This is a genomic window from Bradyrhizobium sp. in8p8, from assembly GCF_000426845.1.
Lineage (GTDB): Bacteria > Pseudomonadota > Alphaproteobacteria > Rhizobiales > Xanthobacteraceae > Bradyrhizobium > Bradyrhizobium japonicum_C.
The window spans coordinates 33434-55137 of record NZ_AUGD01000025.1 but is presented as its reverse complement, the minus strand read 5'-3'; the positions used below and the strand labels follow the sequence as shown (position 1 = coordinate 55137).

The window sequence follows — 21704 nt, the reverse complement described above, 5'->3', positions numbered from 1 at the left end:
CTATCCTCCTCCTTGCAGGGCGGCCCACATTTCCTGGTCGCGCTTGTCGGTCCAGATCACGGGATCATCGATCCCCGATGCCTCGTCGTAGGCGCGCGAGACGTTGAATGGCAGGCAGTGCTCGTAGATGGCGAAGCTGGAAAACTTGGGATCCATCACCTCGCGGGTCGCCGCCATCGATTCCTTCAGCGTGCGCCCCTTGGCGACGGAGATTTCGGCGGCGCCATAGAGCGAGGTGACGAAGTCGCGCGTCATGGCGATGGCCTCGCGAACCGTGCTAACGCCCTTCAGCGCATCGCCGCGGCCGGGCGCGATCGCCTTCGGATTGAAGTTGCGGATCTCGTTCAACGTCATCGGCCATTCGCGCAAATGCGCATCGCCGCAATAGCAGGCCGAGTGATACTCGATCAGGTCGCCGGAGAACATGACTTCAGCATCGGGCACCCAGGCGACGATGTCGCCGGAGGTGTGGCCGGCCCCTAGCTGCATCAGGCGTACTTCGCGCTTGCCGAGGTAGATTGTCATCTCGCCTTCAAACGTCAGCGTCGGCCACGTCAGGCCGGGGATGCTCTGCGCATCCTGAAACAGCCGCGGGAAGCGACCATATTCGGAATCCCAATCCTGCTTGCCGCGCTCTTCAATGAGACGATAGGTCTCCTGCGAGGCGACGATACCTTGTGCTTTGTAGGCGGAAGCACCAAGCACGCGCACGGCGTGATAGTGCGAGAGCACGACGTATTTGATCGGCTTGTCGGTGACGGCGCGGACGCGCTCGATCACCTTGTTGGCCATCGCTGGCGTCGCCTGCGCGTCGAATACGAGGCAGCCGTCGTCGCCGACGATGACGGCCGTGTTTGGATCGCCTTCCGCAGTAAAGGCATAGAGATCGGTGCCGATCTCGGAGAAGGTGATCTTCTTCTCGGAGAGATCGCCGGTGGATGCGAAATTCTTCGCCATCAATTCGTCCTTCAGGTCACAGGGTTATTGTTGTTGCTGTTGTTGCTGCTGGCCGTCGATCATGCGGCGCCTGGCAAGCCCGATCGCCTCGCGCAGCACGTCGATGTCGCCGATATGGTTGGCGAGGATCAGCACCAGCGCCGCGTCGAAATCGGCGCTCTGCTCCTCAGTGAGACCGCGATGCGCCTCGACGATGGCGCGGAAGGCGTCGTCCGGGCGAACGAAGTTCGAGCTGGTGGAGAGAGCCATTGCGCAAGAACCTCAGTTCAAACCCTGGGCGCGTGACAGCGCAGCCGCGATCATCGCGCCAGTCGGATGGCGGAACCGCGCCGCGACGTAGCCGTCGGGGCGCAGCAGATAGGCCGTTGCAGGCTGCGCATCGTAGCGCTTTGCGGCGAGACCCGCCGGGTCGGCCAGCCCGGCCTCGCCGCCGATGCGAATGTCCTTGACGCCGTCAGGGAGTTCGATCGGCGCACCATTGCCGAACGACAGCAGGGCGAAGTGTGTTCCACCCTGGCGAAAGACGTCGGTGAGATAAGCCTGTTCACCCTCGCGCGCAGCCACGGGCGCATCGAGCATGGAGCAGCCGGGGGGCGGCCCACCGGACCAGGCATCCGCATCGCGCGATGACAGCGGCGAGTCGTAGCTGCACGGCACCGACAGCCTGCCGCCATTGACCATGCGCTTGCCGAACTCGGTCTCCTTGGCGAGCGACAGCACCGCCTTGCGCAGCCGCGCCTCCTGATGCGAATTCGGCGCCATGAAGTCGGTCGAGCGGGTGGATTCCCGAATGTTCTCGTCGGCCGCCATGCTGCGCTCGATATGGTAGCTCTCCAGCAGGCTCGCGGGCGATTTGCCACGCAGCACGCGATCGAGCTTCCAGGAGAGGTTTTCGGCGTCTTCGAGCCCCGAGTTCGCACCGCGTGCGCCGAAGGGCGAGACCTGATGCGCGGAATCGCCGGCAAAGATCACGCGGCCGTGGATGAAGCGGTCCATCCGCCGGCATTGGAATTTGTACAGCGAGATCCACTCGAACTCGAACTTGTCGTGGCCGAGCATGCGCGCGATCCGCGGCCGCACGTTTTCCGGCTTCCTCTCGACGACAGGATCGGCATAGCGGTTGAGCTGAAGATCGATGCGCCAGACATCGTCGGGCTGACGGTGCAAGAGCGCCGAGCGCCCGGCATGGAACGGCGGATCGAACCAGAACCAGCGCTCGGTCGGGAATTCCGCGGTCATCTTGACGTCGGCGATGAGGAACTGGTCCTCGAACACCTGGCCGGCGAACTCGGCGCCGACCATCTGCCGCAACGAGGAGCGTGCGCCGTCGCAAGCGATGACATATTGCGCATTCAGGCGATAGGCGCCCTCCGGCGTTTCGATCGTCAGCAGAGCGGAATCGTTGCGCTGTTCGAGTGCCGTCACCTTGTTGCGCCAGCGCAAGTCGATATCTGGCAAATCGCTGACGCGATCGACCAGATAGGCCTCTGCGTAATATTGCTGGAGATTGATGAAGGCCGGCCGCTTGTGGCCATCCTCCGGCAGCAAATTGAACTGATAGAGCTGCGACTCGCCGTGGAAGATGCGACCGACGCTCCACACCACGCCCTTCTCGACCATGCGGTCGCCGACGCCGAGCCGGTCCCAATATTCCAGCGAGCGTTTCGAGAAGCAGATCGCGCGCGAGCCTTCGCCGATGCGATCGGCATCGTCGAGAAGCACGACGCGCTGGCCGCGCTGGGCGAGATCGATCGCCAGCGACAGGCCGACCGGGCCCGCACCGACGATCACGACCGGATGCGCCGCCGGGCCTTGGGCCGAACGATCCTGATCGGGATGACGTCGATAGCCGAACTGGGATTTGGCCTGCGCCATGCACTAACCTCGGCTCTGGTCAGGGGAGGACTGATCTGCTAGATAGTCTCACGTGCAACTATTTTGGACCGGAGCCGGCCGGCCGTCAACTGGAATTCGGAGCACTCTCCTTGGCGAGGACATCCAGCGACATCGCGCTCAAGGCGCGGGAGGCCGTCGAGACGTCGGCGCGGTCAAAACCGCGGCTCGACCTGTTCAAGTTCGTGCCCTTCCGTCTCAACCGGCTCGCGGCGGAAGTCAGTTCCGCGCTCGCGGAGGAATATCAGGAACGGCATGGCCTCGACATCCCGGCGTGGCGCGTCATCGCGACGCTCGGCTTCCGCAACGATGCCTGCAGCGCGCAATTCATCTCGCAATGCACCCGCACGCACAAGTCCACCATCAGCCGCGCGGTGACGGCGTTGTTGCATCAGGAGTTGATCGAGCGGGTCGAGAACGAAGCCGACCGCCGTGAATTCCGCCTGCAACTGACCAGGAAGGGCCGCGCGCTCTATGAGGAGCTGTTCCCCCAATTGCTGCGGCGGGAAGATGAGATCCTCGCCTGCCTCTCCGCGCAGGAGCGCAAGCAGCTCTCGTCCCTGCTCGGCAAGATCGAGCAGAGCCTCGACCTGATTCAGACCAGCAAGGAAGCGGACGCCAAGCAGGCGTATTAATCACTTCTGTCATTTCGGGGCGCCGTGACAGCGGCGCCCTCTGAGTGACGCTATCGCGTCACTTCGCAAACGACCGGGTCGGCGGCAGGTGCAGCGCCCAGGCCTCGACCTTGTCGCTGGCGCTCGGATAGATCTCCGTGACGATCGGATCATGCCCGGGAATGAAGCGATCCGGATGGCCGGCCAGGCGCTCGATCGTCTCCCAGCCCATCGCCATGTCGCCGACATTATAGACGATCGGGAACGGGCTTCTGCGCTGCAGATTGGCGTAGTAATGAGCCGCATCGGATGCCAACACCACCGGTCCGCGCGCTGTCTCGACCTTGACCACCTGCAACCCGTCGGAATGGCCGCCGACGCGATGCACGGTCACGCCGGGAGCGACCTCGCCATCGCCGGAATAAAACGTGACACGCTCGCCATAGACGTGGCGCACCATCAGCGTGACATGCTCGACCGAGAACGGATGCCGCAACAAGCCGTTGCACATGCAGCGCCCGGTCGCGTAGGCCATCTCGCGCTCCTGGAGATGGAAGCGCGCATTCGGGAAGCGGTCGAGATTGCCGGCGTGGTCGTAATGCAGATGCGTCACGATGACGTCGCGAATGGATGTCGCCGCGACGCCGAAACGCTCCAGCGCATCGACAGGATTGAGCGTCAGCTTGCGCGCCCGCGCGGTCGCCTCCTCGGCATTGAAGCCGGTGTCGACCAGGATCTCGCGGCCACCACCGCGGATCAGCCAGACGAAATAGTCGAGATCCTGCGCGGCGCTGTCATGCGGGTCGGGCAGGAGGAAGTTCATGCTGGGAGTGCGCGGCGACATCGTTGCATAGCGCAGAGCGTAGATTTCGTAGGCGTTTCCCATGGTCTTTGCTTTTTCTGGGTTGGATCTGGCGGGACGATCGAGCGCACCAAGCCATTGTCCGCCGCAAAGGTCAAACATTTGAGGTTGCGACAGAGGCAGGCCTGCAATGTGAGACCGATCACATCTTCATCGCCATGACTGCCATAACATGCTGCCGATGCAAATCGAACCAGGTCGCACCGAGCACATGACAGCCCGTTTATTCCACTACCGGCGCGCCCCTATGTTGCGGTCAATCGTCGCGATAACGACGAATCTCCAAGCGGTTGACGCCCCCTCCCCCCGGTTTGATAATGCCTGGAGCGTAAGTTAAGGTCGCCGCGGCGCAAGCTGGAACGGCGCCTTTTTGGCTGGACCGCGCTGATTATGAAAATTCGCTTCTTTTTTCTTCTGTCCCTGCTCATCTCGCTCGTTCCGACGGCTCCGTCGCTTGCGGCCGGCGAGCGCTTTGCGCTCGTCATCGGCAATGCCAAATATCCGGATGCCGATGCTCCGTTGAAGGAACCGATCAACGATGCGCGCGACATCGCCGATGAGCTCAAGCGTGACGGCTTTTCGGTCGAGATCGGCGAGAACCTGACCGGCGACGGCATGCGCCGCGCCTTCGACAAGCTCTACGGCAAGATCAAGCCCGGCTCCGTCGCGCTGGTATTCTTCAGCGGTTTCGGCATCCAGTCGGCACGCCAGAGCTATCTGCTGCCGGTCGATGCGCAGATCTGGACCGAATCCGACGTGCGCCGCGATGGCTTCAGCCTCGAGACCGTGCTCGGCGAGCTCAATACCCGCGGCGCCGGTGTCAAGATCGCGCTGATCGATGCCTCCAGGCGCAACCCGTTCGAGCGCCGGTTCCGCAGCTTCTCGGCCGGCCTCACGCCCGTCATCGCCCCGAACGGCACGCTGGTGATGTATTCGGCGGCACTGGCCTCGGTGGTCTCGGACGGCGGTGGCGACCGCAGCCTGTTCGTCCAGGAGCTGCTGAAGGAAATCCGGGTCCCCGACCTGATGGCGGAGGAGACGCTGAACCGCACCAAGATGGGTGTCACCCGCGCCTCGCGCGGCGAGCAGGTGCCCTGGATTTCCTCGTCATTGGCCGAGGACTTCTCCTTCATGCCCGGGACCGCCGGGTCGCGTCCCACAACGACGCCACCACCTGCGCCTCCGGCCGCGCCGGCCGTCGTCGCCAATAATCCGCCACCTGCTCCACCGACACCACCTCCGCCGCCGAAGCCGGCCGACACCGCTGCGGCACCGGCTCCTCCCGCACCGCCTGCACCCGCGCCGGCTCCCGCACCGAAGCCGCAGATCGAGGCCGCCCTGCCCCCGCCGCCACCGCCGCCACCGGTGAAACCGATTGATCCCGGTCCGGCGCCGAGCACAGAGACCGGCCCAAGCGCCGCCGTCCTGGCCGACGATCCCACGATCAAGGGCCTCACCGCCAAGATTGCCGCTAATCCGGACGACGTGAACGCGCTGTACCGGCGCGGCCAGGTCTATGCGAGCAAGGGCGCCTACAACCTTGCGATCAAGGATTTCGACGACACCCTCCGGATCAACTCGAAGGACGTCGAGGCCCTGAACAACCGCTGCTGGACCCGCACGGTGGTCGGCGACCTCCAGGGCGCGCTGAAGGATTGCAACGAGGCGCTGCGCCTGCGCCCGAACTTCGTCGATGCGTTGGACAGCCGGGGACTCGTCAACCTCAAGTCCGGAGCGGTCAAGAACGCGATCGCCGATTTCGACGCCGCCCTGAAGATCAACCCGCGCCTGACGTCCTCGCTCTATGGCCGCGGCCTTGCCAAGCAACGCAACGGCTCGGCCCAGGAAGGCGCACTCGATATCGCCAATGCCAAGGCGATGGACCCGAACATCGTTCAGGAATTCGCAAGCTACGGAGTGCGCTGATATTTTTGTGAGTCGAGGCCATAGAAGCCTCGAACCTTCAACAGCCCTGGGAAGACTAATGGGCGGATGCCGCAACGGCCTCTTTCCGGGGCGTGTTGCTGGAGTTTGGAAGCATGCGAGCTGGCTGCGCAGGAGGGACTGGCTATGAAATCGGCTGCAAAAGGACTTACCGCGATCCTGTCCATCATCACCGTCGGGGCCGCGCTGTTGTTGCCGACCTCAGCCACCTACGCGGGCGATGAGAGCAACAGCAAGAATGTCACCGAGGACGAGATCGTCCGCGCACTCGCGCCGCCGGCCAAGAAGCCCCTGACCCGCGGCCTCTCGATTGCCCCGCCGACCGAAGCCGCGCCGAACGCGGCGGAGACCAAGCTGCTGCAGTCGGTGCGCGGGCGGTCGACGCGCTCGCTGTCGTCGACCGAGCGCGAGGAAATCGCTTCGGTCGCCAAGGACAAGCCGAACATCGATCTCGAAATCACCTTCGACTACAACTCCGCCAACATCAGCGCCAAATCGCTCCCGTCGGTGCAGGCGCTCGGGCGGGCCTTGACCAGCCCCGACCTGAAAGGCTCGACCTTCGTGGTCGCCGGCCACACCGACGCCGCCGGCGGCGAAGCCTACAACCAGGACCTGTCGGAGCGTCGCGCCGATTCGATCAAGCGCTACCTCGTCGAAAAGTACAACATCTCGGCGACCGACCTCGTCACCGTCGGCTATGGCAAGAGCAAGCTCAAGAATCCGGCCCAGCCGCTGGCGGAGGCCAACCGCCGCGTGCAGGTCGTCAACATGGAAAACAAGACCACCGCATCGAAGTGAGCACGACGTATTCGTCTGCAGTGACCAGTCGCGATGTGGTGTAAGGTCTCGCTTCCAGAGCGCGTCCCGCGGCCTTGCGGGACGCCGCTTTATTTCAGGGAAACGCTCTGTCTGGGCCGCGCGCGGATGGCCGTGAGCCAGGCCAGGATGATCCGGCGATGAATTTGACTCAGTATCTCAAGCCGGCGGGGACCGTGGTGTTCGTCCTCGCAATCGGCGTCGGCTATTATCTGTTCGAACGCCGGCACCGTCCGGAACCGAAGGAGACGCCAAGCGAGGCGCTCGTCATCGTGACGAAGTCGACCAACGCCTGTTTCTCCGACCTGGTGCGGGTAACTGGCTTCTTTGTGCCGCGCCGCGAGGCCGTCGTCGTTGCCGACCAGGAAGGCTCCAGGGTCACCGACCTCCTGGTCACCGAGGGAGCCGTCGTTGCCGACAACCAGGAGCTGGCGCGCCTGACCGCGCCGCCGCAGATCCCGGGCCAGCCGCAGCGCCCCGGCCCGCAAGGCCCGATCTCGCTGAAAGCGCCTGCGCCGGGGCTGGTCACCGAGGTCCGCACCATCGTCGGCGCGCCGGCCTCTCCCCAGGCCGGTCCGATGTTCCGCATCGCCGTCAACAACGAGATCGAGCTCGAGGCCCAGGTCCCGGCGGTGCACATGTCCAAGCTCAGTGCCGGTGCGACCGTGCGCATCAGCCGCGACGACGCGCCCGACTTGATCGGACGGGTCCGGCTGGTTGCCCCCGAGATCGACCGCGCCACCCAGCTCGGGCGCGTCCGCATCAGCGTCGCGAACAATCCCTCGCTGAAGGTCGGCGTGTTCGCTCGCGCCTCGATCGACGCCAAGCGCAGCTGCGGCGTCTCGATCCCCAAGACCGCCATCGACCATCTCACGGTGCAGGTCGTCAAAGGCAACATTGTCGAGACACGCAAGGTGCGGGTCGGACTGTCGTCCGACAGCGCGACGGAAATCCTGGAAGGGCTCGAGGTCGGCGAAATCGTCGTGGCCGATGCCGGCTCTTCGCTCCATGACGGCGACCAGATCAAGACCATGTTCGCCGATGAACTCGATCGCACGCGGGTACGCTGATGGCTCTGAATATCTCGGCATGGTCGATTCGCAATCCGCTGCCGTCTGTCGTCTTTTCGATCATCCTGCTGGTTCTCGGCTGGGTGTCCTTCACCAAGCTTGCAGTGACGCGGCTGCCCTCGGCCGACATCCCCGTGATCTCGGTCGCGGTCTCGCAGTTCGGCGCGGCTCCGGCCGAGCTCGAATCGCAGGTCACCAAGACGGTTGAAGACGCCGTCTCCGGCGTCGAGGGGGTGCGGCACATCACCTCCTCGATCACCGACGGCCTCTCGGTCACCACGATCCAGTTCGCGCTTGAGACCAACACCGACCGCGCGCTCAACGACGTCAAGGACGCGGTGACGCGCGTGCGCTCCAACCTGCCGCAGAACGTCACCGAACCACTGATCCAGCGCGTCGACGTCATCGGCCTGCCGATCGTGACCTATGCCGCCATCTCGCCCGGCAAGACGCCGGAGCAGCTCTCTTATTTCGTCGACGACGTGGTCAAGCGCGCGCTGCAGGGCGTGCGCGGCGTCGCCCAGGTCGAGCGCATCGGCGGTGTGGAGCGCGAGATCCTGGTCTCGCTGGATCCCGATCGCTTGCAGGCGATGGGACTGACTGCCGTCAATGTCAGCCAGAGCCTGCGCGGCACCAATGTCGACGTTGCCGGCGGCCGCGCCGAGATCGGCAAGAACGATCAGGCGATCCGCACGCTCGCAGGCGCCAAGACGCTCGGCGACCTCGCCGGCACCATGATCCCGCTGTTCGGCGGCGGCGAGGTCCGACTCGACGATCTCGGCACCGTCACCGACACCATCGCCGACCGCCGCACCTTCGCCCGCTTCAACGGCGAGCCGGTGGTCGCACTCGGCATCAAGCGTTCGAAGGGCGCCAGCGACGTGAAGGTGGCCGAGGCGGTGCAAAAGCGCATCGACGCACTGAAGGCCGCCTATCCCGACGTCGACCTGAAGCTGATCGACACCTCGGTCGAGTATACCAAAGGCAATTACCACGCGGCGATCTCGACCCTGTTCGAGGGCGCCATACTCGCCGTCGTCATCGTGCTGCTGTTCCTGCGGGACCTGCGCGCGACCATCATCGCCGCGATCTCGCTGCCGCTGTCGATCTTCCCGGCGTTCTGGGCGATGGACCTGCTCGGCTTCTCGCTGAACCTCGTCAGCTTTCTCGCCATTACGCTGTCGACAGGCATTCTCGTCGACGATGCGATCGTCGAGATCGAGAACATCGTCCGGCACATGAACATGGGCAAATCGCCCTACCGTGCCGCGCTCGAGGCGGCCGACGAGATCGGCCTCGCGGTCATTGCGATCTCGCTGACCATCATCGCGATCTTCGCTCCCGCGAGCTTCATGTCGGGCATCGCCGGCCAGTTCTTCAAGCAGTTCGGCATCACCGTCTCGGTGCAGGTGTTCTTCTCTCTGCTCGCGGCCCGCTTCGTCACGCCCGTGCTGGCCGCCTATTTCCTCAAACACCATGCGCATGAGGAGCCGCCGCCCGGCCCCATATTGCGGTCGTATCATCGGATCGTGGCCTGGTCGGTGAAGCATTATTTCATCACGGTGCTGATCGGCCTTGGGGTCTTCGCCGCCTCGATCTGGAGCATCACGCTGCTGCCGCAAGGCTTCCTGCCGGCCCAGGACAGCGCCCGTTCACTGCTTGCCCTCGAGCTTCCGCCCGGCACCCAGCTCGCCTATACCGAAAAGGTCACCGAAGACATCGTCGCGCGCCTGCGCAAGCGGCCGGAAGTGAAGAGCATCTTCGTGGACGGCGGGCGCGTGCCGCCGGGCACCCAGGAGGTCCGTCGCGCCGCTTTGATCATCAATTACACGCCCAAGGACAGCCGCGACATCACCCAGCGCGAGCTTGAATTCTCCATCAGCCAGGAGCTGGAGAACGTTCCCGACATCCGCTTCTGGTTCCTGGACGAGAACGGCCTGCGCGCGATCTCGCTCGTGGTGACCGGCGTCGATGCCAACATCGTCAACAACGTCGCGAGCGAGCTTGCGACGCAGATGAAACGCATTCCCACCATCTCCAATGTGATCTCCGAAACCTCGCTGGAGCGCCCCGAGCTGCGCATCCAGCCGCACGCCGATCTCGCCGCGCGGCTCGGCGTTTCGACCGAAAGCCTGTCCCAGACCATCCGCGTCGCCACCATCGGCGACGTCGGACCCGCACTCGCCAAATTCGACGTCGGCGACCGCCTGGTGCCGATCCGCGTCCAGCTCGAGGATGCCGCCCGCGGCAATCTGAAGACGCTGGAGCAGTTGCGCGTTCCGCTCGGCGAGCGCGGCGAGAAGGGCGGCGTGCCGCTCTCGGTCATTGCCGACGTCAAGCTCGACCAGGGCCCGACGAGCATCAACCGCTACGATCGTGAACGCCAGGCCACCGTCGCGGCCGACCTCGTCGGCTCTGCCGCGCTCGGCGATGCCACCAAGAAGATCTACGACCTGCCGGTCATGAAGACGCTGCCGAAGGGCGTGAAGGTCTCGCCCTCCGGCGACGCCGAAAGCTTGAACGAATTGTCGGACGGCTTCGCGACCGCCATCACGGCGGGCCTGATGATGGTTTACGCCGTGCTGGTGCTGCTGTTCGGCACCTTCCTGCAGCCGATCACCATCCTGTTCTCGCTGCCGCTCTCGATCGGCGGCGCGATCGCTGCCCTGCTCCTGACCGGCAAACAGCTCACCACACCTGTGTGGATCGGCATCCTGATGCTGATGGGAATCGTCACCAAGAATGCGATCATGCTGGTTGAGTTCGCGATCGAAGCCATCAAAGCCGGCAAACCGCGCGAGGAGGCGATGATCGATGCCGGCATGAAGCGCGCCCGTCCGATCGTGATGACCACGATCGCGATGGCCGCCGGCATGATACCGAGCGCGCTCGCATTCGGTGCCGGCGGCGAGTTCCGCTCGCCGATGGCGCTCGCGGTTATCGGCGGCCTGATCTTCTCGACCATCCTATCGCTGGTGTTCGTGCCCGCGATGTTCATGGTGATGGACGATTTCGGCGCCCTGATCTGGCGCTTCTCCAAGCGGCTGATCGTGCACAGCGAGGATGCCGAGACCGACGGTCATCACGAAACTGCGCCGGCACCGAAGAACGTCGCGCACCGTGCTGCGGAATAATCGCGATTCAGAAGCACAAGGCATGCCTGCAAGCGACTCCCATGACCCTGACCTCGGGGAAGATCGTCTTCGTTAGGCTGGGAGATGTCCAAGCACGGGAGGCCGAGCCCTAGCGGCGAAGCCGTCAAATGGTGGTCTCCGGCCGGGGACTCGTCGAGGGGAAATCTCGCCGCGGCACCATTGGGGTGCGCTTGCCAGCACCTCACTCGTTCCGCGCGATCGCCGTCAGCTTGGTCATGTTCCGCAAGAGGATGCGGCCGCGCTGGAGATCGAGGATGGCTTCCTTGCGCCAGGCCTGAAGCTGTCGGTTGACGCTCTCGCGCGCGGCGCCGACGAAGACTCCGAGCTGCTCCTGCGAGATGTGGACCTCGGAGCCGAAATCGGCCGCGAGCGCGCAGAGCCGCCGGGCCAAGCGAACCGGCAGCGGCTGCAGCATGGACTCTTCCATGCGCTCGCTCTGCCAGCGGATGCGCTGGCACAGCAATGCGATGATCTTGATCGCGACCTTCGGCTCGCGCTCGAGAAAGCTGAGGAAATCTTCGCGCCGCAGCACGAACAATTCGCTGGCCTCGCCCGCGGTGGCATCCGCCGTGCGGTTCTGGCCGTCCAGCACCGCGACCTCGCCGAACAGGTCGCCCGGACCCATGAAGTTCAGCGTCAGCCGGCTGCCATCGGAGGCGCCGGTTTCGATCCGCACCTGGCCGCGGCGGACGCCGAACAGCGCGTCCCCGGGATCGCCCTTCTGGAACAGGACCTCGCCGTTTCCGAGGTGCTGGGTGTGACAGAGATTGGACAGCCGCTGGAGCTCGTCCGCGCCGAGATCGGCAAACATCGGGTTCATCTTCAGGATGACCGCAAATTCGGCCTGCTTGCTCATTTCAATGTCCTTGTGGGGTCCCGGTCATTTCTCTTGGCAAATCACTTGAAACCATCGACTTCAGGATCGCGTAAAACCGCGCCGGGAAAGTGTGTCATAAGTCACATAACTTTGCAGCATCCCCCGACTATTTTTACGCGCTTGGAGCCGCTTCCCGTCCGGGGATAAACTCAGGCGCAAAGGACGGGTCGTCGGCGGGATTCGACGCCGATCGCCCCGTCGCTGGAAAGTCGACATGAGAGCATTGAAATTCGCCGGCGCGGCTTTGGCCGCCGTCATCGTCGTGATCGCACTCTTGCTGGTGGTCGGGATCCCCTCGGGCTTCCTGACCTCGACGATCGCCTCGCGCGTCGAGAGAGCAACCGGCTATCGCCTGTCGATCGACGGCACCACCAAGATCAGCCTGTGGCCGACGCTGAACGTCACCCTGAACGACCTCACGCTTGCCAGTCCCAAGGACCGTAGCGGCATCACGCGCCTCACGGTCGACAGCGTGCAGGCCGACATATCGCTCGCCAGCGTTTGGTCGGGCCGCCCCGAGATCAGCGAGCTCGTCGTCACCCATCCCGTGCTGTACCAGCCTCTGCTGCGCGAGCGGCTGCCGAATGCCGGCGGCGCCTCGAAGCCGCCCGCGCTGGATACCAATGGCGCGACCATCGACCGCATCAAGATCGTCGACGGCGAAGTCGCCTTCTCGCGCCTGCGCGACAGGGTCGATGGCCGCATCAGCGCCATCAACGCCGACGCGATCGTTGACCGCGACCGCAAGGTCAATATCTCCGGCACCGCGCGTGTCGGCGAACATCCGACCAAGTTCGACATCAAGGCGGCCATGCCGGCCTCGGCGGCCGAGCGGCCGACGGTTCCCGTGGATTTCGCGATCGACATGCCCGACGTGCTGAAATCCCAGCTCACCGGCCATGCCGAGATGCGGCTCAATGGCGATGTCGTGATGATCAACGGCGTGAACGGCAGGCTGGGCGAGGGCGCATTCAACGGCTGGGCTTCCGTCGACATTGCGAGCAAGCCGCTGGTCAAGGTCGACCTCGATTTCCAGCGGCTGGCGATGCCGCTGGCGAAATCGCCGGAAGGCACGGCAGGGCAGCCCTGGAGCAATGCGCCGATCGACGTCTCCGGTCTCAACTATGTCGATGCGCAAGTGAGAATCTCCGCCAACGAGGCCGTGATCGGCGATGCGCGCATCGCGCCGCTTGCGCTCGATGCCAAGCTCGCCGGCGGGGTGCTGAAGGCCGGAATCGCCAATCTCGGCGCCTATGGCGGCCAAGTCTCGGGCGAGGTGATCCTGGACGCGACCACGGGGGCGCCGAGCTTTGCCATGCATTCCGATCTCGTCGGCGTGCGCGCGCTGCCGCTGCTCCAGGGCCTTGCCGAATTCGACCGCATCGATGGCAAGCTGCAGGCCAAGCTTGCCTTGCGCAGCGCCGGCAACAGCCAGCGCGCGCTGATGGCGAACATGCAGGGCACGGCCTTCGTCAATTTCCAGGACGGTGCCATCCGCGGCATCAATGTCGCGCAGATGATCCGTTCGCTGACGACGAGCACGCTGTCGGGCTGGCAAGGAAACCAGGACCCCAGCCCGGAACAGAGCACGGATCTGTCGCAGCTCTCGGCCTCGTTCCGCATCGACAAGGGCCAGGCGGTGACGACCGATCTCAATCTGATCGGGCCCCTCGTGCGCGTGACCGGCGCCGGCACCATCGCGCTCGACACCAAGATGATGGGCTTTCGCGTCGAGCCGAAGCTCGTGATGACGACCGAAGGCCAGGGCCGCACCTCCGAGCCGGTCGGTTTCGGCATCCCCGTGATGATCCAGGGCAGCTGGTCGCAGCCGCGGATCTACCCAGACATGGCCGGCATGCTCGACAATCCGGATGCCGCCTATGCCAAGCTGCGCGAGATGGGCAAGGGCCTGTTCGGGCCCGATGGTGCCGGGCTCGGCAATATCCTGGGCAGCCTTGGCAGTAACCTTGGGCTCGGCGGCACCGCCGCACCGGGGGGCAATGCGGCCGGCAGCGCCAATCCGCAGGCGCAGCAGCCGGGGCAGAACAACCTGCTCGGCGGCCCCCTGGGGGAGGCGATCGGCAATCTGATTCAGCAGGGGCTTTCAGGTGGCGCAGGAAGCAGCACTGGCAGCGCGCCGGGCAGTGGCCGTAGCCGCAGCCTGCCGGCAGCGCCCTCCACGCCGGCGCCGCAGGCCTCGCCTGCGACCCCCGCTCTGGAGGACCCGCCGCTCGCGCAGCAGGACAGTCAGCCAATGAACGACGTGCTGCGGCAGCTCTTCAATCGGTGACTGCTCGCTGGACTTCGCGGCCGACCCTTCATCCATTGCCTTCCTGCGGCTTCCTGCAACGATGAGGCTACGTCAATTTACATGCCTTTTGCCCACCGGGGTTCGCAGGGAGTAACCACGCCGGCCGGTCCCGGGCCGCGCGACGGCCCTTTGGCGCAGATTGTGGTAGAACGGCTCGAAAGGGCCCGTACGGGCCAGTAGCGCGCAGCGTCAGCGGCGGCGCGAGAGGATCGGGATGGCAGGAGCGAACGACAAGACACGATCTCTGCGCGGGGGCCTGTTCGCCAAGTATGTCGTCTCCCTCGTCGGCCTCGTCGTGTTCGTCCTCGCCGTCAACGGGGCGATGGAGACCTGGATCTCCTACCGCGCCACCCGGACGCAGCTGACCGACGGGCTGGAGGACAAGGCGCAGGCCGCCGCGCGGCGGATCGAGCAGTCGATCTCCGAGCTCGACCGCCAGATCAGCTGGGTGACGCGGGCGAGCCAGGACACGCTGGAGAAGCGCCGCGCCGACTACGCCCAGCTTTTGCACCAGGTCTCGGTCGTCAACCAGCTGTTCCAGCTCAACGGCGATGGCCGCGAGGTGCTGCGCGTCTCCAGGCAATCGACCACGACCGGCAGCAATGCCGATCTCTCCCGCGACGTGCGCTTCACCGATGCCGTCGCCCGCGGCGTCAGCTATGCGCCGGCCTGGTTCGCCGACCGGACGCCATTGATGTCGATCTCGGTGGCGCATTCCGGCTTCAATGCCGGGGTCACCGTGGCCGAGATCGATCTCAGCTTCCTCTCCGACTTCCTGTCCGACGCCCAGGTCGGCAAGGCGGCCTTTGCCTATGTCGTCGATCCGCGCGGCCGCGTGCTGGCGACGTCATCGAAAGGGCCCGAGGTCGGCAAGGACCTCTCCAAGCTGCCGCAGGTTGCGGCCGCGATCGCGCCCGGCCACGAGCCCGACACGTCGGGCACCGACTTCAACGGCCATGCGGTGATGAGCGCCGCGAGCATCGTGCCGAAGCTCGGCTGGAGCGTGCTGTTCGAGCAGCCGACGACCCAGGCCCTGATGCCGATCCGCGACCAGCTGGTGCGCATCGCGCTCCTGATCGGCATGGGCCTGATGGTCGCGATCCTCGCCGGCACGCTGCTAGCACGCCGCATGATCATCCCGATCACGGCGCTGCGCGACGGCGCGCACAAGCTCGGCGAAGGCGATTTCAGCCACCGCATCGACGTGCACACCTCCGACGAGCTGGAAGACCTCGCCGGGCAGTTCAACCGCATGGCCGACCAGATCCAGGAGACCTACTCGAACCTGGAGAGCAAGGTCGAGGAACGCACCCGTGATCTCGCGCAGTCGATCCACGAACTCAAGGTGCTGGAGGAGGTCGGCCGCGCGGTGGCCTCCTCGCTCGATCTCAACGCGGTGCTTGCCACCATCGCGGCCCGCGCGATCGAGATCACCCGTGCCGACGCGGTGCTGATCTATGGCTTCGACGCCGAGACGCGCCGCTTCAACCTGGTCGAGGCCAACGGCATCGACAAGTCCGCCGACGGCGCGCATGTCACCATCGCGCAAGGCGAGAACATCCTGAGCGATGCCGCCGACAGCGGCGAACCGATCGCGCTGGCCGAGCTCGGCGATGCCGCAGAGCAGCCGCTGCGCGAGGTCGCGCTCGCGGCCGGCTTCAGCTCCGTGCTCGTGGTGCCGCTGATCGACCAGCAGGGCACGCTGGGCTCGCTGGTGGTGCTGCGCCGCGCCGGCGGCGCGTTCGCGCCCAGCATCATCGGATTGATGCGCACCTTCGCCAACCAGGCCGTGCTGGCGATGCGCAATGCGCGGCTGTTCAGCGAGGTCGACCACAAGAGCCACGCGCTGGAGGCGGCAAACACGACCGTGCGCGCCCAGGCCGACAAGCTGCGCGAGCAGACCGAGCAGCTCAAGGACTGGAACAAGTCGCTGGAGGAGCGCGTCAGGACGCAGCTCGGCGAGATCGAGCGCATCCGCAAGCTCGAGCGTTTCCTGGCACCCCAGGTGGCGCAGCTGATCGCCTCCTCCGACAGCCCGGAGGGGCTGCTCACCAGCCAGCGCCGCGAGGTCACGGTGGTGTTCTGCGATCTGCGCGGCTTCACCGCGTTCACGGAAGCGACCGAGCCGGAAGAGGCGATGAACGTGCTGCGCGAATATCACGCCGCGCTCGGCCAGCTCATCTTCAAGTACGAGGGCACGCTCGACAAATATGCCGGCGACGGCGTGATGATCCTGTTCAACGCGCCGATCCAGTTCGAGGACCACACCAGGCGCGCGGTGAAGATGGCGGTGGAGATGCGCGACACCATCGGCCCCCTGACCGAGCGCTGGCGCAACCGCGGTCATAGCCTGGGGTTCGGCATCGGCATCGCGCTCGGCTATGCCACGCTCGGCCAGGTCGGCTTCGAGCAGCGCCTGGAATATGCCGCGATCGGCAGCGTCACCAACCTCGCCTCGCGCCTCTGCGGCGAAGCCAAGCCCAACCAGATCGTGGTGAGCCGCCGCGTCTACGGCATGGTCGAGCCATGGGTCGAAGCGCGCGCGCTCGACGATCTCCAGCTCAAGGGCTTCAATCACCCCGTGCTGGCGATGGAGATCCTGAGCTGGCGCGAGGAGGTGGAGAACGTGGTGGATGCCACGGCGGTGCGGCGACGAGGTTAGCCGCAAGCGAAAGTGCGAAAACAACCCCATGCACAGTAGGCGGGGGCTTTGAGGTCAATGACTTACGGCAGCCCCGCGCGGGTGCGGGCGCGGTTTGACACGTCGGGCAAAACACCGGCAGATTGGCACCATCCGCGCCCCTCTCCCCGAACCACATCCCTGCTCCCCGCGACCAACCCTCGCCTCAACGGCGAGGCTGAATCCGACTGGGAGACGACCCGTGGCCTTTGCCTTGCCTTCGCGTGCCTACGATCTGCAGATGCTGGACCGGCCCGCGGACCGTGCGCGGGACCATGGCTGGGTCTTTGGGTTGCCGCCGGGTATCAGCAGCGAGCAATGGCCGCTCGATCCCGTCACCGGCTATCCCCTGATGCACGGGTTCACCTTGCTTCTGCCGGAGGATTATCGCGTGCATGGCGAGGACATCGTCGCGGTGTCGTTCTTTGCCACCGCGCCCGATCACAATGACGGCGGCGCGCCCGACGACCCCGAGATCCGCGACGCGGTGATGGCCCGGCCCTCGCATCCGCGCCTGTCGCGCATGGCGGACGTTCTCAACTACGAATATGCCGCGCTGCTGCTGACGCAAGCCGAGTATGACGGCGCGTTCGCGGCACCGCCGGCGCCGCTTGCGCTGACAGCGGCTGAACGGCCGCGCTGGCTCGATGTCGGCGGGGCCCGCGCCTACTTCGAGGCAGCGCCGCCTTACGCGAAGAAGATGTTCGCCGCTCCGCCGCGCACCGATCTCGGCGAGAACCGCGCGATCGCCTTGACGTCGCGCGCGAACGATCTCAATGCCGGCAAGGGACCGCAGGACGAGCACGTCCGCGAAAAGCCGCCGACCGGCTATCAGCCCTACTATTACTATGTCGGCGACCGGCCGGGCCGCGACAATTTTCGCCTACACGACTGGGCCAAAGATCACGCGCACAACCATCTCGGCGGCACCATGCGGCCCTGCCAGGCCGTGCCGGAGATGAGTCCGTTCTACATCGAGTTCGAGGAATATTTCGGCGGCTACAATTTCGGCGGCGGCAACGCGCAGCTCGACTTCAAGGAGATGAAGTTCGATTGGGCGTGCGGATGAGGTGGCCCGGGCGCGGGGCGCGTCTCAACGTCATTGCGAGAGCGAAGTGACGAAGCGTGTTCCGGTCGCGGCGAGCGTGCGGCAGGAGCCAAGGCTCAACTTGCGCGCGGCGGAAAATCGATTTTCGATTTTTGTTGACCCGCGGATGGAGCGCTGCAATCATTTGCCCCGATGGGTCCGCTCCAGTTCGACATGTCGGGAAGTCCCGGTGACGGTCCGCGCAGCCTGACGTCGGCGCTGCACGAGCGGCTGCGCGCCGATATTCTGGCGACGCGGCTGCTGCCGGGCCAGAAGCTCCATATCGCCGGCCTCGCCAAGCAGTTCTCGGTGAGCCTTGCGGCGGTGCGCGAGGCGCTGTCGCGGCTCGTCGCCGATGGCCTCGTGCAGGCGTCGGACCAGCGCGGCTTCCGCGTCAGCCCGGTGTCGCTCGCCGACCTCGCCGACGTGACCCAGACCCGGATCGACATCGAGGGGCTTGCGCTGCGCCGCTCGATCGAGCGGGGCGACGATGCCTGGCTCGTGTCGGTGCAATCGACCTGGGCGGACCTGAAGGCCGTCCCCTATCACTACCCCGACGATCCGACCGTGCATTACGAGGAATGGGTGGTCCGCCACCGCATTTTCCACCGCGCGCTGGTCAACGCCTGCGGCTCGCCATGGCTGCTCGGCTTTCGCGACGTGCTGCACGAGCAGAGCGAGAGATATCGCCGCCTGTCGATCCGTCGCGAGCTCGGCGGCAAGCCGCGCGACGTCGAGGCCGAGCACGAGGCGATCGTCGCAGCCGTGGTGGAGCGCGACGCCGATGCGGCCGTTCGCGCCCTGTCGACGCATTTCGGCATCACCAGGGACTTCGTCGAGCTCGCCGCCTCGCGCATTGCGGAGGTGAGCCGCACGACCTGACGATTTCCAAGAATTCGGCACAAAAAAAGACAGACCGGGAGGAAACAATGAAGATCAATCGTCGTCACGCATTCATGTCGCTCGTCGCCGCCGCCATTTTCGCCGGCCCGGCGAACGCCGCCGAAACCATTCGAGTCGGCCTGCCCACGAAAACCTACTGGCCGACGACGATCGCCGAGACCGCGGTGCGGCAGAAGCTGTTCGAGAAGGAAGGCATCAAGGCCGAGCTGACGATCTATCGCAGCGGCGCGGAGACGTTCGAGGGCATGGCTGCAGGCGCCGCCGACATCATCCTCGACCCGCCGTCGCTGGTCTCCGCCGGTCGCAAGAAGGGCGTGATGTCGCGCATCGTTGCCAACGCCGCGATGGGCAATTTCGGCTGGCAATTGATGGTGCCGGCCAAATCGACGCTTCAAGTCAAGGACCTCAACGGCAAGAAGGTGGCGATCACCGCGGCCGGCTCGGGCTCGGACCTGCTTGCGCTGTGGACCATCCAGGACAAGAAGATCGACTTCACGCGCGTCCCCGTCGGCGGCGGCGGCCTGGTGCCGAACCTGCTCGCCGGGAATGTCGACGCCGCCGTGATCTATTCGCCGCTGAGCTTCCAGATCTCGAAATCGGGCGAGGCCAAGAGCATCCTGGATTACGCGACCGCGGTTCCGCCGAACCTCACCGCCGGCTGGATCGTGCTCGACAAGTTCGCCGAAACCAAGCCTGAGCTGGTGCAGAAGGCGGTCAACGCCCTCTACGGCGCGGTCGCGTTCATGCGCGCCAATCGCGACGTGACCGTCAAGCTGATCGCCGAGCTCTACGAGATGCCGCCGGAGATCGCGGCCCTCGAATACGACAACACCATCATGAAGCTCGAGACCAGCGGCGACATGGGCGCGGCCAATGTGGGCGCGGCCGTACAGCTCTCGCTCGATCTCGCCAAGCTCGGCGGGCTCAAGGACATCGTGCCGGCCGAGGAGGTGATCTCGACCAAGTTCAAGCCCGTCCCGACCAAGTAGTCGCGATGCAGGGCAAGCTCGCCATCAACCTGGCGCGGATCGCGATCATCGTCGCGATCCTGGCGCTATGGGAAATGCTGTCGCGCACCGGCATCGTCAATCCGCGCCTGCTGCCGTCGGCCTCCGACACGTTCGCGACGCTCGGCGAACTCCTGCAGCGCGCGGCCGTGCAGAAGGACCTGATGGTGACCGCGACCGAGGTGCTGACCGCGTTCGCTCTCGCCGTGCCGGTCGGCGCCCTGATCGGCTTTCTCGTCGCGGAGAACCGCTACTTTGCCGATGTTGCGAAGCCCCTGCTGTTCTTCGCCTTCAGCATCCCGAAATCGATCTTCCTGCCGATGTTCATCCTGGTGTTCGGCGTCGGCTTTGCCCAGAAGGTCGGCTTCGGCTTCTTCTCCACGATCTTCATCGTGATCATGTCGACCACCACGGCGGTGGAGTCCGTCAAGGTCGAGCATCTCACGGTGGCGCGCTCCTATGGCGCCACTCCGATGCAGACCGCGTTCCGCGTCTACCTGCCGAGCATGCTTCCGGTGCTGCTGGAGGCGCTGCGGATCTCCATGATCTTCAATCTCACCGGCGTGATCCTCGCCGAGATGTACGCCTCCCGCGACGGGATCGGCCATCAGATCGCAATCTGGGGCGAGAACTTCCAGATGAAGCAGCTCCTCGCCGGCGTCGTGATGGTTGCCGCGATCGCCATGACCTTCAACGAACTTGTCAGATGGGTGGAAACGCGATGCAGCCATTGGCGAACGTGACCCCGCTCAAGCCCGCCGCGCGCGCCGGCGCGATCGAGGTGAAGAATGTCGGCCAGGTGTTCAAGACCCGATCGCAGGACGTCGTCGCGCTGGAGGACGTCTCGCTCGAGGTCAAGCCCGGCCGTTTCGTCGTGCTGGTCGGCCCCAGCGGCTGCGGCAAGTCGACCCTTTTGATGATGATGGCGGGCCTGCGCCAGCAGACCGCGGGCACGATCACCATCAGCGGCGCGCCGATCCCGCAGCCGGACCCCGACAGGGTCGGCGTGGTGTTCCAGGAGGCCAGCCTGTTTCCCTGGCTGACGGCGGAGGACAATGTCGAGTTTCCGCTGGCGCTGCGCGGCGTTCCCAAGGCCGAGCGGAGGGCCAAGGCGCAGGATGCGCTCAAGCTGGTCGGGCTCGAGGGTTTCGGCAGGCGCCATCCGCACGAACTCTCGGGCGGCATGAAGCAGCGGGTCTCGATCGCGCGCGGGCTGGTGCAGGACCCGCCGGTGCTGCTGATGGACGAGCCGTTCGCAGCGCTCGACGAGCAGACGCGCATGACCATGGGCGACGAGCTGCTGCGCATCTGGGCCGCCACCGGCAAGACCGTCGTGTTCGTCACGCACAGCCTGACCGAAGCTGTGTATCTCGCCGACGAGGTGATCGTGATGTCGGCGCGGCCCGGCCGCATCGTGGACCATCTCCAGGTCCAGTTGCCGCGGCCCCGGACCTACGAGATGCTGAGCGGCGATGCCTTCGGCAGCCTGCGCGACCGCATCTGGCGGCACATCCGCAAATCGGCATGA

At 65.3% G+C, this 21704-nt stretch carries 17 protein-coding genes; 12 read left to right on the top strand and 5 right to left on the bottom strand.

The annotated features are described in order from the left end of the window. The 3 genes from K408_RS0133865 to K408_RS0133855 are packed head-to-tail and all read right to left on the bottom strand — an operon-like array spanning position 1 to position 2832. Positions 1 to 957 (bottom strand): MBL fold metallo-hydrolase, encoded by a 957-nt coding sequence (locus K408_RS0133865; RefSeq protein WP_024342970.1) that lies wholly within the window; start codon positions 955 to 957, stop codon positions 1 to 3. A gap of 24 nt (positions 958 to 981) precedes the next feature. Beyond that, the gene (locus K408_RS0133860) at positions 982 to 1206 is read right to left on the bottom strand and encodes a DUF2783 domain-containing protein (protein WP_024342971.1); all 225 of its coding nucleotides are present in this window, start codon (positions 1204 to 1206) and stop codon (positions 982 to 984) included. 12 nt (positions 1207 to 1218) lie between these two features. Beyond that, positions 1219 to 2832 carry an FAD-dependent oxidoreductase gene (locus K408_RS0133855; protein WP_024342972.1) on the bottom strand — a complete coding sequence of 538 codons (1614 nt, stop codon included), beginning with the start codon at positions 2830 to 2832 and terminating at the stop codon, positions 1219 to 1221. A 110-nt stretch (positions 2833 to 2942) separates the two neighbouring features. Between K408_RS0133855 and K408_RS0133850 the strand changes: the two genes are divergently transcribed. Then, a complete protein-coding gene (locus K408_RS0133850) occupies positions 2943 to 3485 on the top strand; it encodes a MarR family winged helix-turn-helix transcriptional regulator (RefSeq protein WP_024342973.1) in 543 nt (180 codons plus the stop codon). 58 nt (positions 3486 to 3543) lie between these two features. On the opposite strand, the gene K408_RS0133845 is transcribed toward K408_RS0133850, so the two are convergent. Further along, positions 3544 to 4350, bottom strand: coding sequence for an N-acyl homoserine lactonase family protein (locus K408_RS0133845; RefSeq protein ID WP_024342974.1), 807 nt, complete (start codon positions 4348 to 4350; stop codon positions 3544 to 3546). Between the two features lie 366 nt (positions 4351 to 4716). On the opposite strand from K408_RS0133845, the gene K408_RS0133840 reads away from it, so the two are divergent. The 4 genes from K408_RS0133840 to K408_RS0133825 all read left to right on the top strand — a co-directional run bounded on the left by K408_RS0133840 (position 4717) and on the right by K408_RS0133825 (position 11290). Further along, entirely contained in the window at positions 4717 to 6252 is a 1536-nt protein-coding gene (locus K408_RS0133840) for a caspase family protein (protein ID WP_024342975.1), read from the top strand. Positions 6253 to 6396: 144 nt separating this feature from the next. Then, on the top strand, positions 6397 to 7068 hold the full coding sequence (locus K408_RS0133835) for an OmpA family protein (RefSeq protein ID WP_024342976.1): 672 nt from the start codon (positions 6397 to 6399) through the stop codon (positions 7066 to 7068). Between the two features lie 158 nt (positions 7069 to 7226). Beyond that, on the top strand, positions 7227 to 8156 hold the full coding sequence (locus tag K408_RS0133830; protein WP_024342977.1) for an RND family efflux transporter: 930 nt from the start codon (positions 7227 to 7229) through the stop codon (positions 8154 to 8156). Next, positions 8156 to 11290: an efflux RND transporter permease subunit gene (locus tag K408_RS0133825; protein WP_024342978.1), complete on the top strand. Its 3135-nt coding sequence runs from the start codon at positions 8156 to 8158 to the stop codon at positions 11288 to 11290. The genes K408_RS0133830 and K408_RS0133825 overlap by 1 nt, the downstream gene beginning before the upstream one ends. 202 nt (positions 11291 to 11492) lie before the next feature. Here the strand turns inward: K408_RS0133825 and K408_RS0133820 are convergent, their stop codons facing one another. After that, a complete protein-coding gene (locus tag K408_RS0133820; RefSeq protein WP_024342979.1) occupies positions 11493 to 12167 on the bottom strand; it encodes a Crp/Fnr family transcriptional regulator in 675 nt (224 codons plus the stop codon). 235 nt (positions 12168 to 12402) lie between these two features. On the opposite strand from K408_RS0133820, the gene K408_RS0133815 reads away from it, so the two are divergent. The 7 genes from K408_RS0133815 (at position 12403) to K408_RS0133785 (ending at position 21704) form a co-directional block, all read left to right on the top strand. Next, complete coding sequence (locus K408_RS0133815; protein WP_024342980.1) at positions 12403 to 14478, top strand: AsmA family protein; 2076 nt, start codon at positions 12403 to 12405, stop codon at positions 14476 to 14478. A 235-nt stretch (positions 14479 to 14713) separates the two neighbouring features. Continuing rightward, on the top strand, positions 14714 to 17161 hold the full coding sequence (locus K408_RS0133810; protein ID WP_024342981.1) for an adenylate/guanylate cyclase domain-containing protein: 2448 nt from the start codon (positions 14714 to 14716) through the stop codon (positions 17159 to 17161). A gap of 220 nt (positions 17162 to 17381) precedes the next feature. Then, entirely contained in the window at positions 17382 to 18248 is an 867-nt protein-coding gene (locus K408_RS0133805; protein ID WP_024342982.1) for a hypothetical protein, read from the top strand. A 192-nt stretch (positions 18249 to 18440) separates the two neighbouring features. Beyond that, positions 18441 to 19148 (top strand): GntR family transcriptional regulator, encoded by a 708-nt coding sequence (locus K408_RS0133800; protein WP_230646820.1) that lies wholly within the window; start codon positions 18441 to 18443, stop codon positions 19146 to 19148. A gap of 47 nt (positions 19149 to 19195) precedes the next feature. After that, the gene (locus K408_RS0133795) at positions 19196 to 20158 is read left to right on the top strand and encodes an ABC transporter substrate-binding protein (protein ID WP_024342984.1); all 963 of its coding nucleotides are present in this window, start codon (positions 19196 to 19198) and stop codon (positions 20156 to 20158) included. A gap of 5 nt (positions 20159 to 20163) precedes the next feature. Beyond that, a complete protein-coding gene (locus K408_RS0133790) occupies positions 20164 to 20919 on the top strand; it encodes an ABC transporter permease (protein WP_024342985.1) in 756 nt (251 codons plus the stop codon). Continuing rightward, positions 20898 to 21704, top strand: coding sequence for an ABC transporter ATP-binding protein (locus tag K408_RS0133785; RefSeq protein ID WP_051160764.1), 807 nt, complete (start codon positions 20898 to 20900; stop codon positions 21702 to 21704). The genes K408_RS0133790 and K408_RS0133785 overlap by 22 nt, the downstream gene beginning before the upstream one ends.

Bases quoted from the DNA above. Each gene is read 5' to 3' on its own strand.
- K408_RS0133795 (WP_024342984.1), top strand. From the start codon at position 19,196: ATGAAGATCAATCGTCGTCACGCATTCATGTCGCTCGTCGCCGCCGCC.
- K408_RS0133785 (WP_051160764.1), top strand. From the start codon at position 20,898: ATGCAGCCATTGGCGAACGTGACCCCGCTCAAGCCCGCCGCGCGCGCC.
- K408_RS0133860 (WP_024342971.1), bottom strand. From the start codon at position 1,206: ATGGCTCTCTCCACCAGCTCGAACTTCGTTCGCCCGGACGACGCCTTC.
- K408_RS0133790 (WP_024342985.1), top strand. From the start codon at position 20,164: ATGCAGGGCAAGCTCGCCATCAACCTGGCGCGGATCGCGATCATCGTC.
- K408_RS0133855 (WP_024342972.1), bottom strand. From the start codon at position 2,832: ATGGCGCAGGCCAAATCCCAGTTCGGCTATCGACGTCATCCCGATCAG.
- K408_RS0133810 (WP_024342981.1), top strand. From the start codon at position 14,714: ATGGCAGGAGCGAACGACAAGACACGATCTCTGCGCGGGGGCCTGTTC.
- K408_RS0133845 (WP_024342974.1), bottom strand. From the start codon at position 4,350: ATGGGAAACGCCTACGAAATCTACGCTCTGCGCTATGCAACGATGTCG.
- K408_RS0133840 (WP_024342975.1), top strand. From the start codon at position 4,717: ATGAAAATTCGCTTCTTTTTTCTTCTGTCCCTGCTCATCTCGCTCGTT.
- K408_RS0133865 (WP_024342970.1), bottom strand. From the start codon at position 957: ATGGCGAAGAATTTCGCATCCACCGGCGATCTCTCCGAGAAGAAGATC.
- K408_RS0133815 (WP_024342980.1), top strand. From the start codon at position 12,403: ATGAGAGCATTGAAATTCGCCGGCGCGGCTTTGGCCGCCGTCATCGTC.
- K408_RS0133820 (WP_024342979.1), bottom strand. From the start codon at position 12,167: ATGAGCAAGCAGGCCGAATTTGCGGTCATCCTGAAGATGAACCCGATG.
- K408_RS0133825 (WP_024342978.1), top strand. From the start codon at position 8,156: ATGGCTCTGAATATCTCGGCATGGTCGATTCGCAATCCGCTGCCGTCT.
- K408_RS0133835 (WP_024342976.1), top strand. From the start codon at position 6,397: ATGAAATCGGCTGCAAAAGGACTTACCGCGATCCTGTCCATCATCACC.
- K408_RS0133800 (WP_230646820.1), top strand. From the start codon at position 18,441: ATGTCGGGAAGTCCCGGTGACGGTCCGCGCAGCCTGACGTCGGCGCTG.
- K408_RS0133830 (WP_024342977.1), top strand. From the start codon at position 7,227: ATGAATTTGACTCAGTATCTCAAGCCGGCGGGGACCGTGGTGTTCGTC.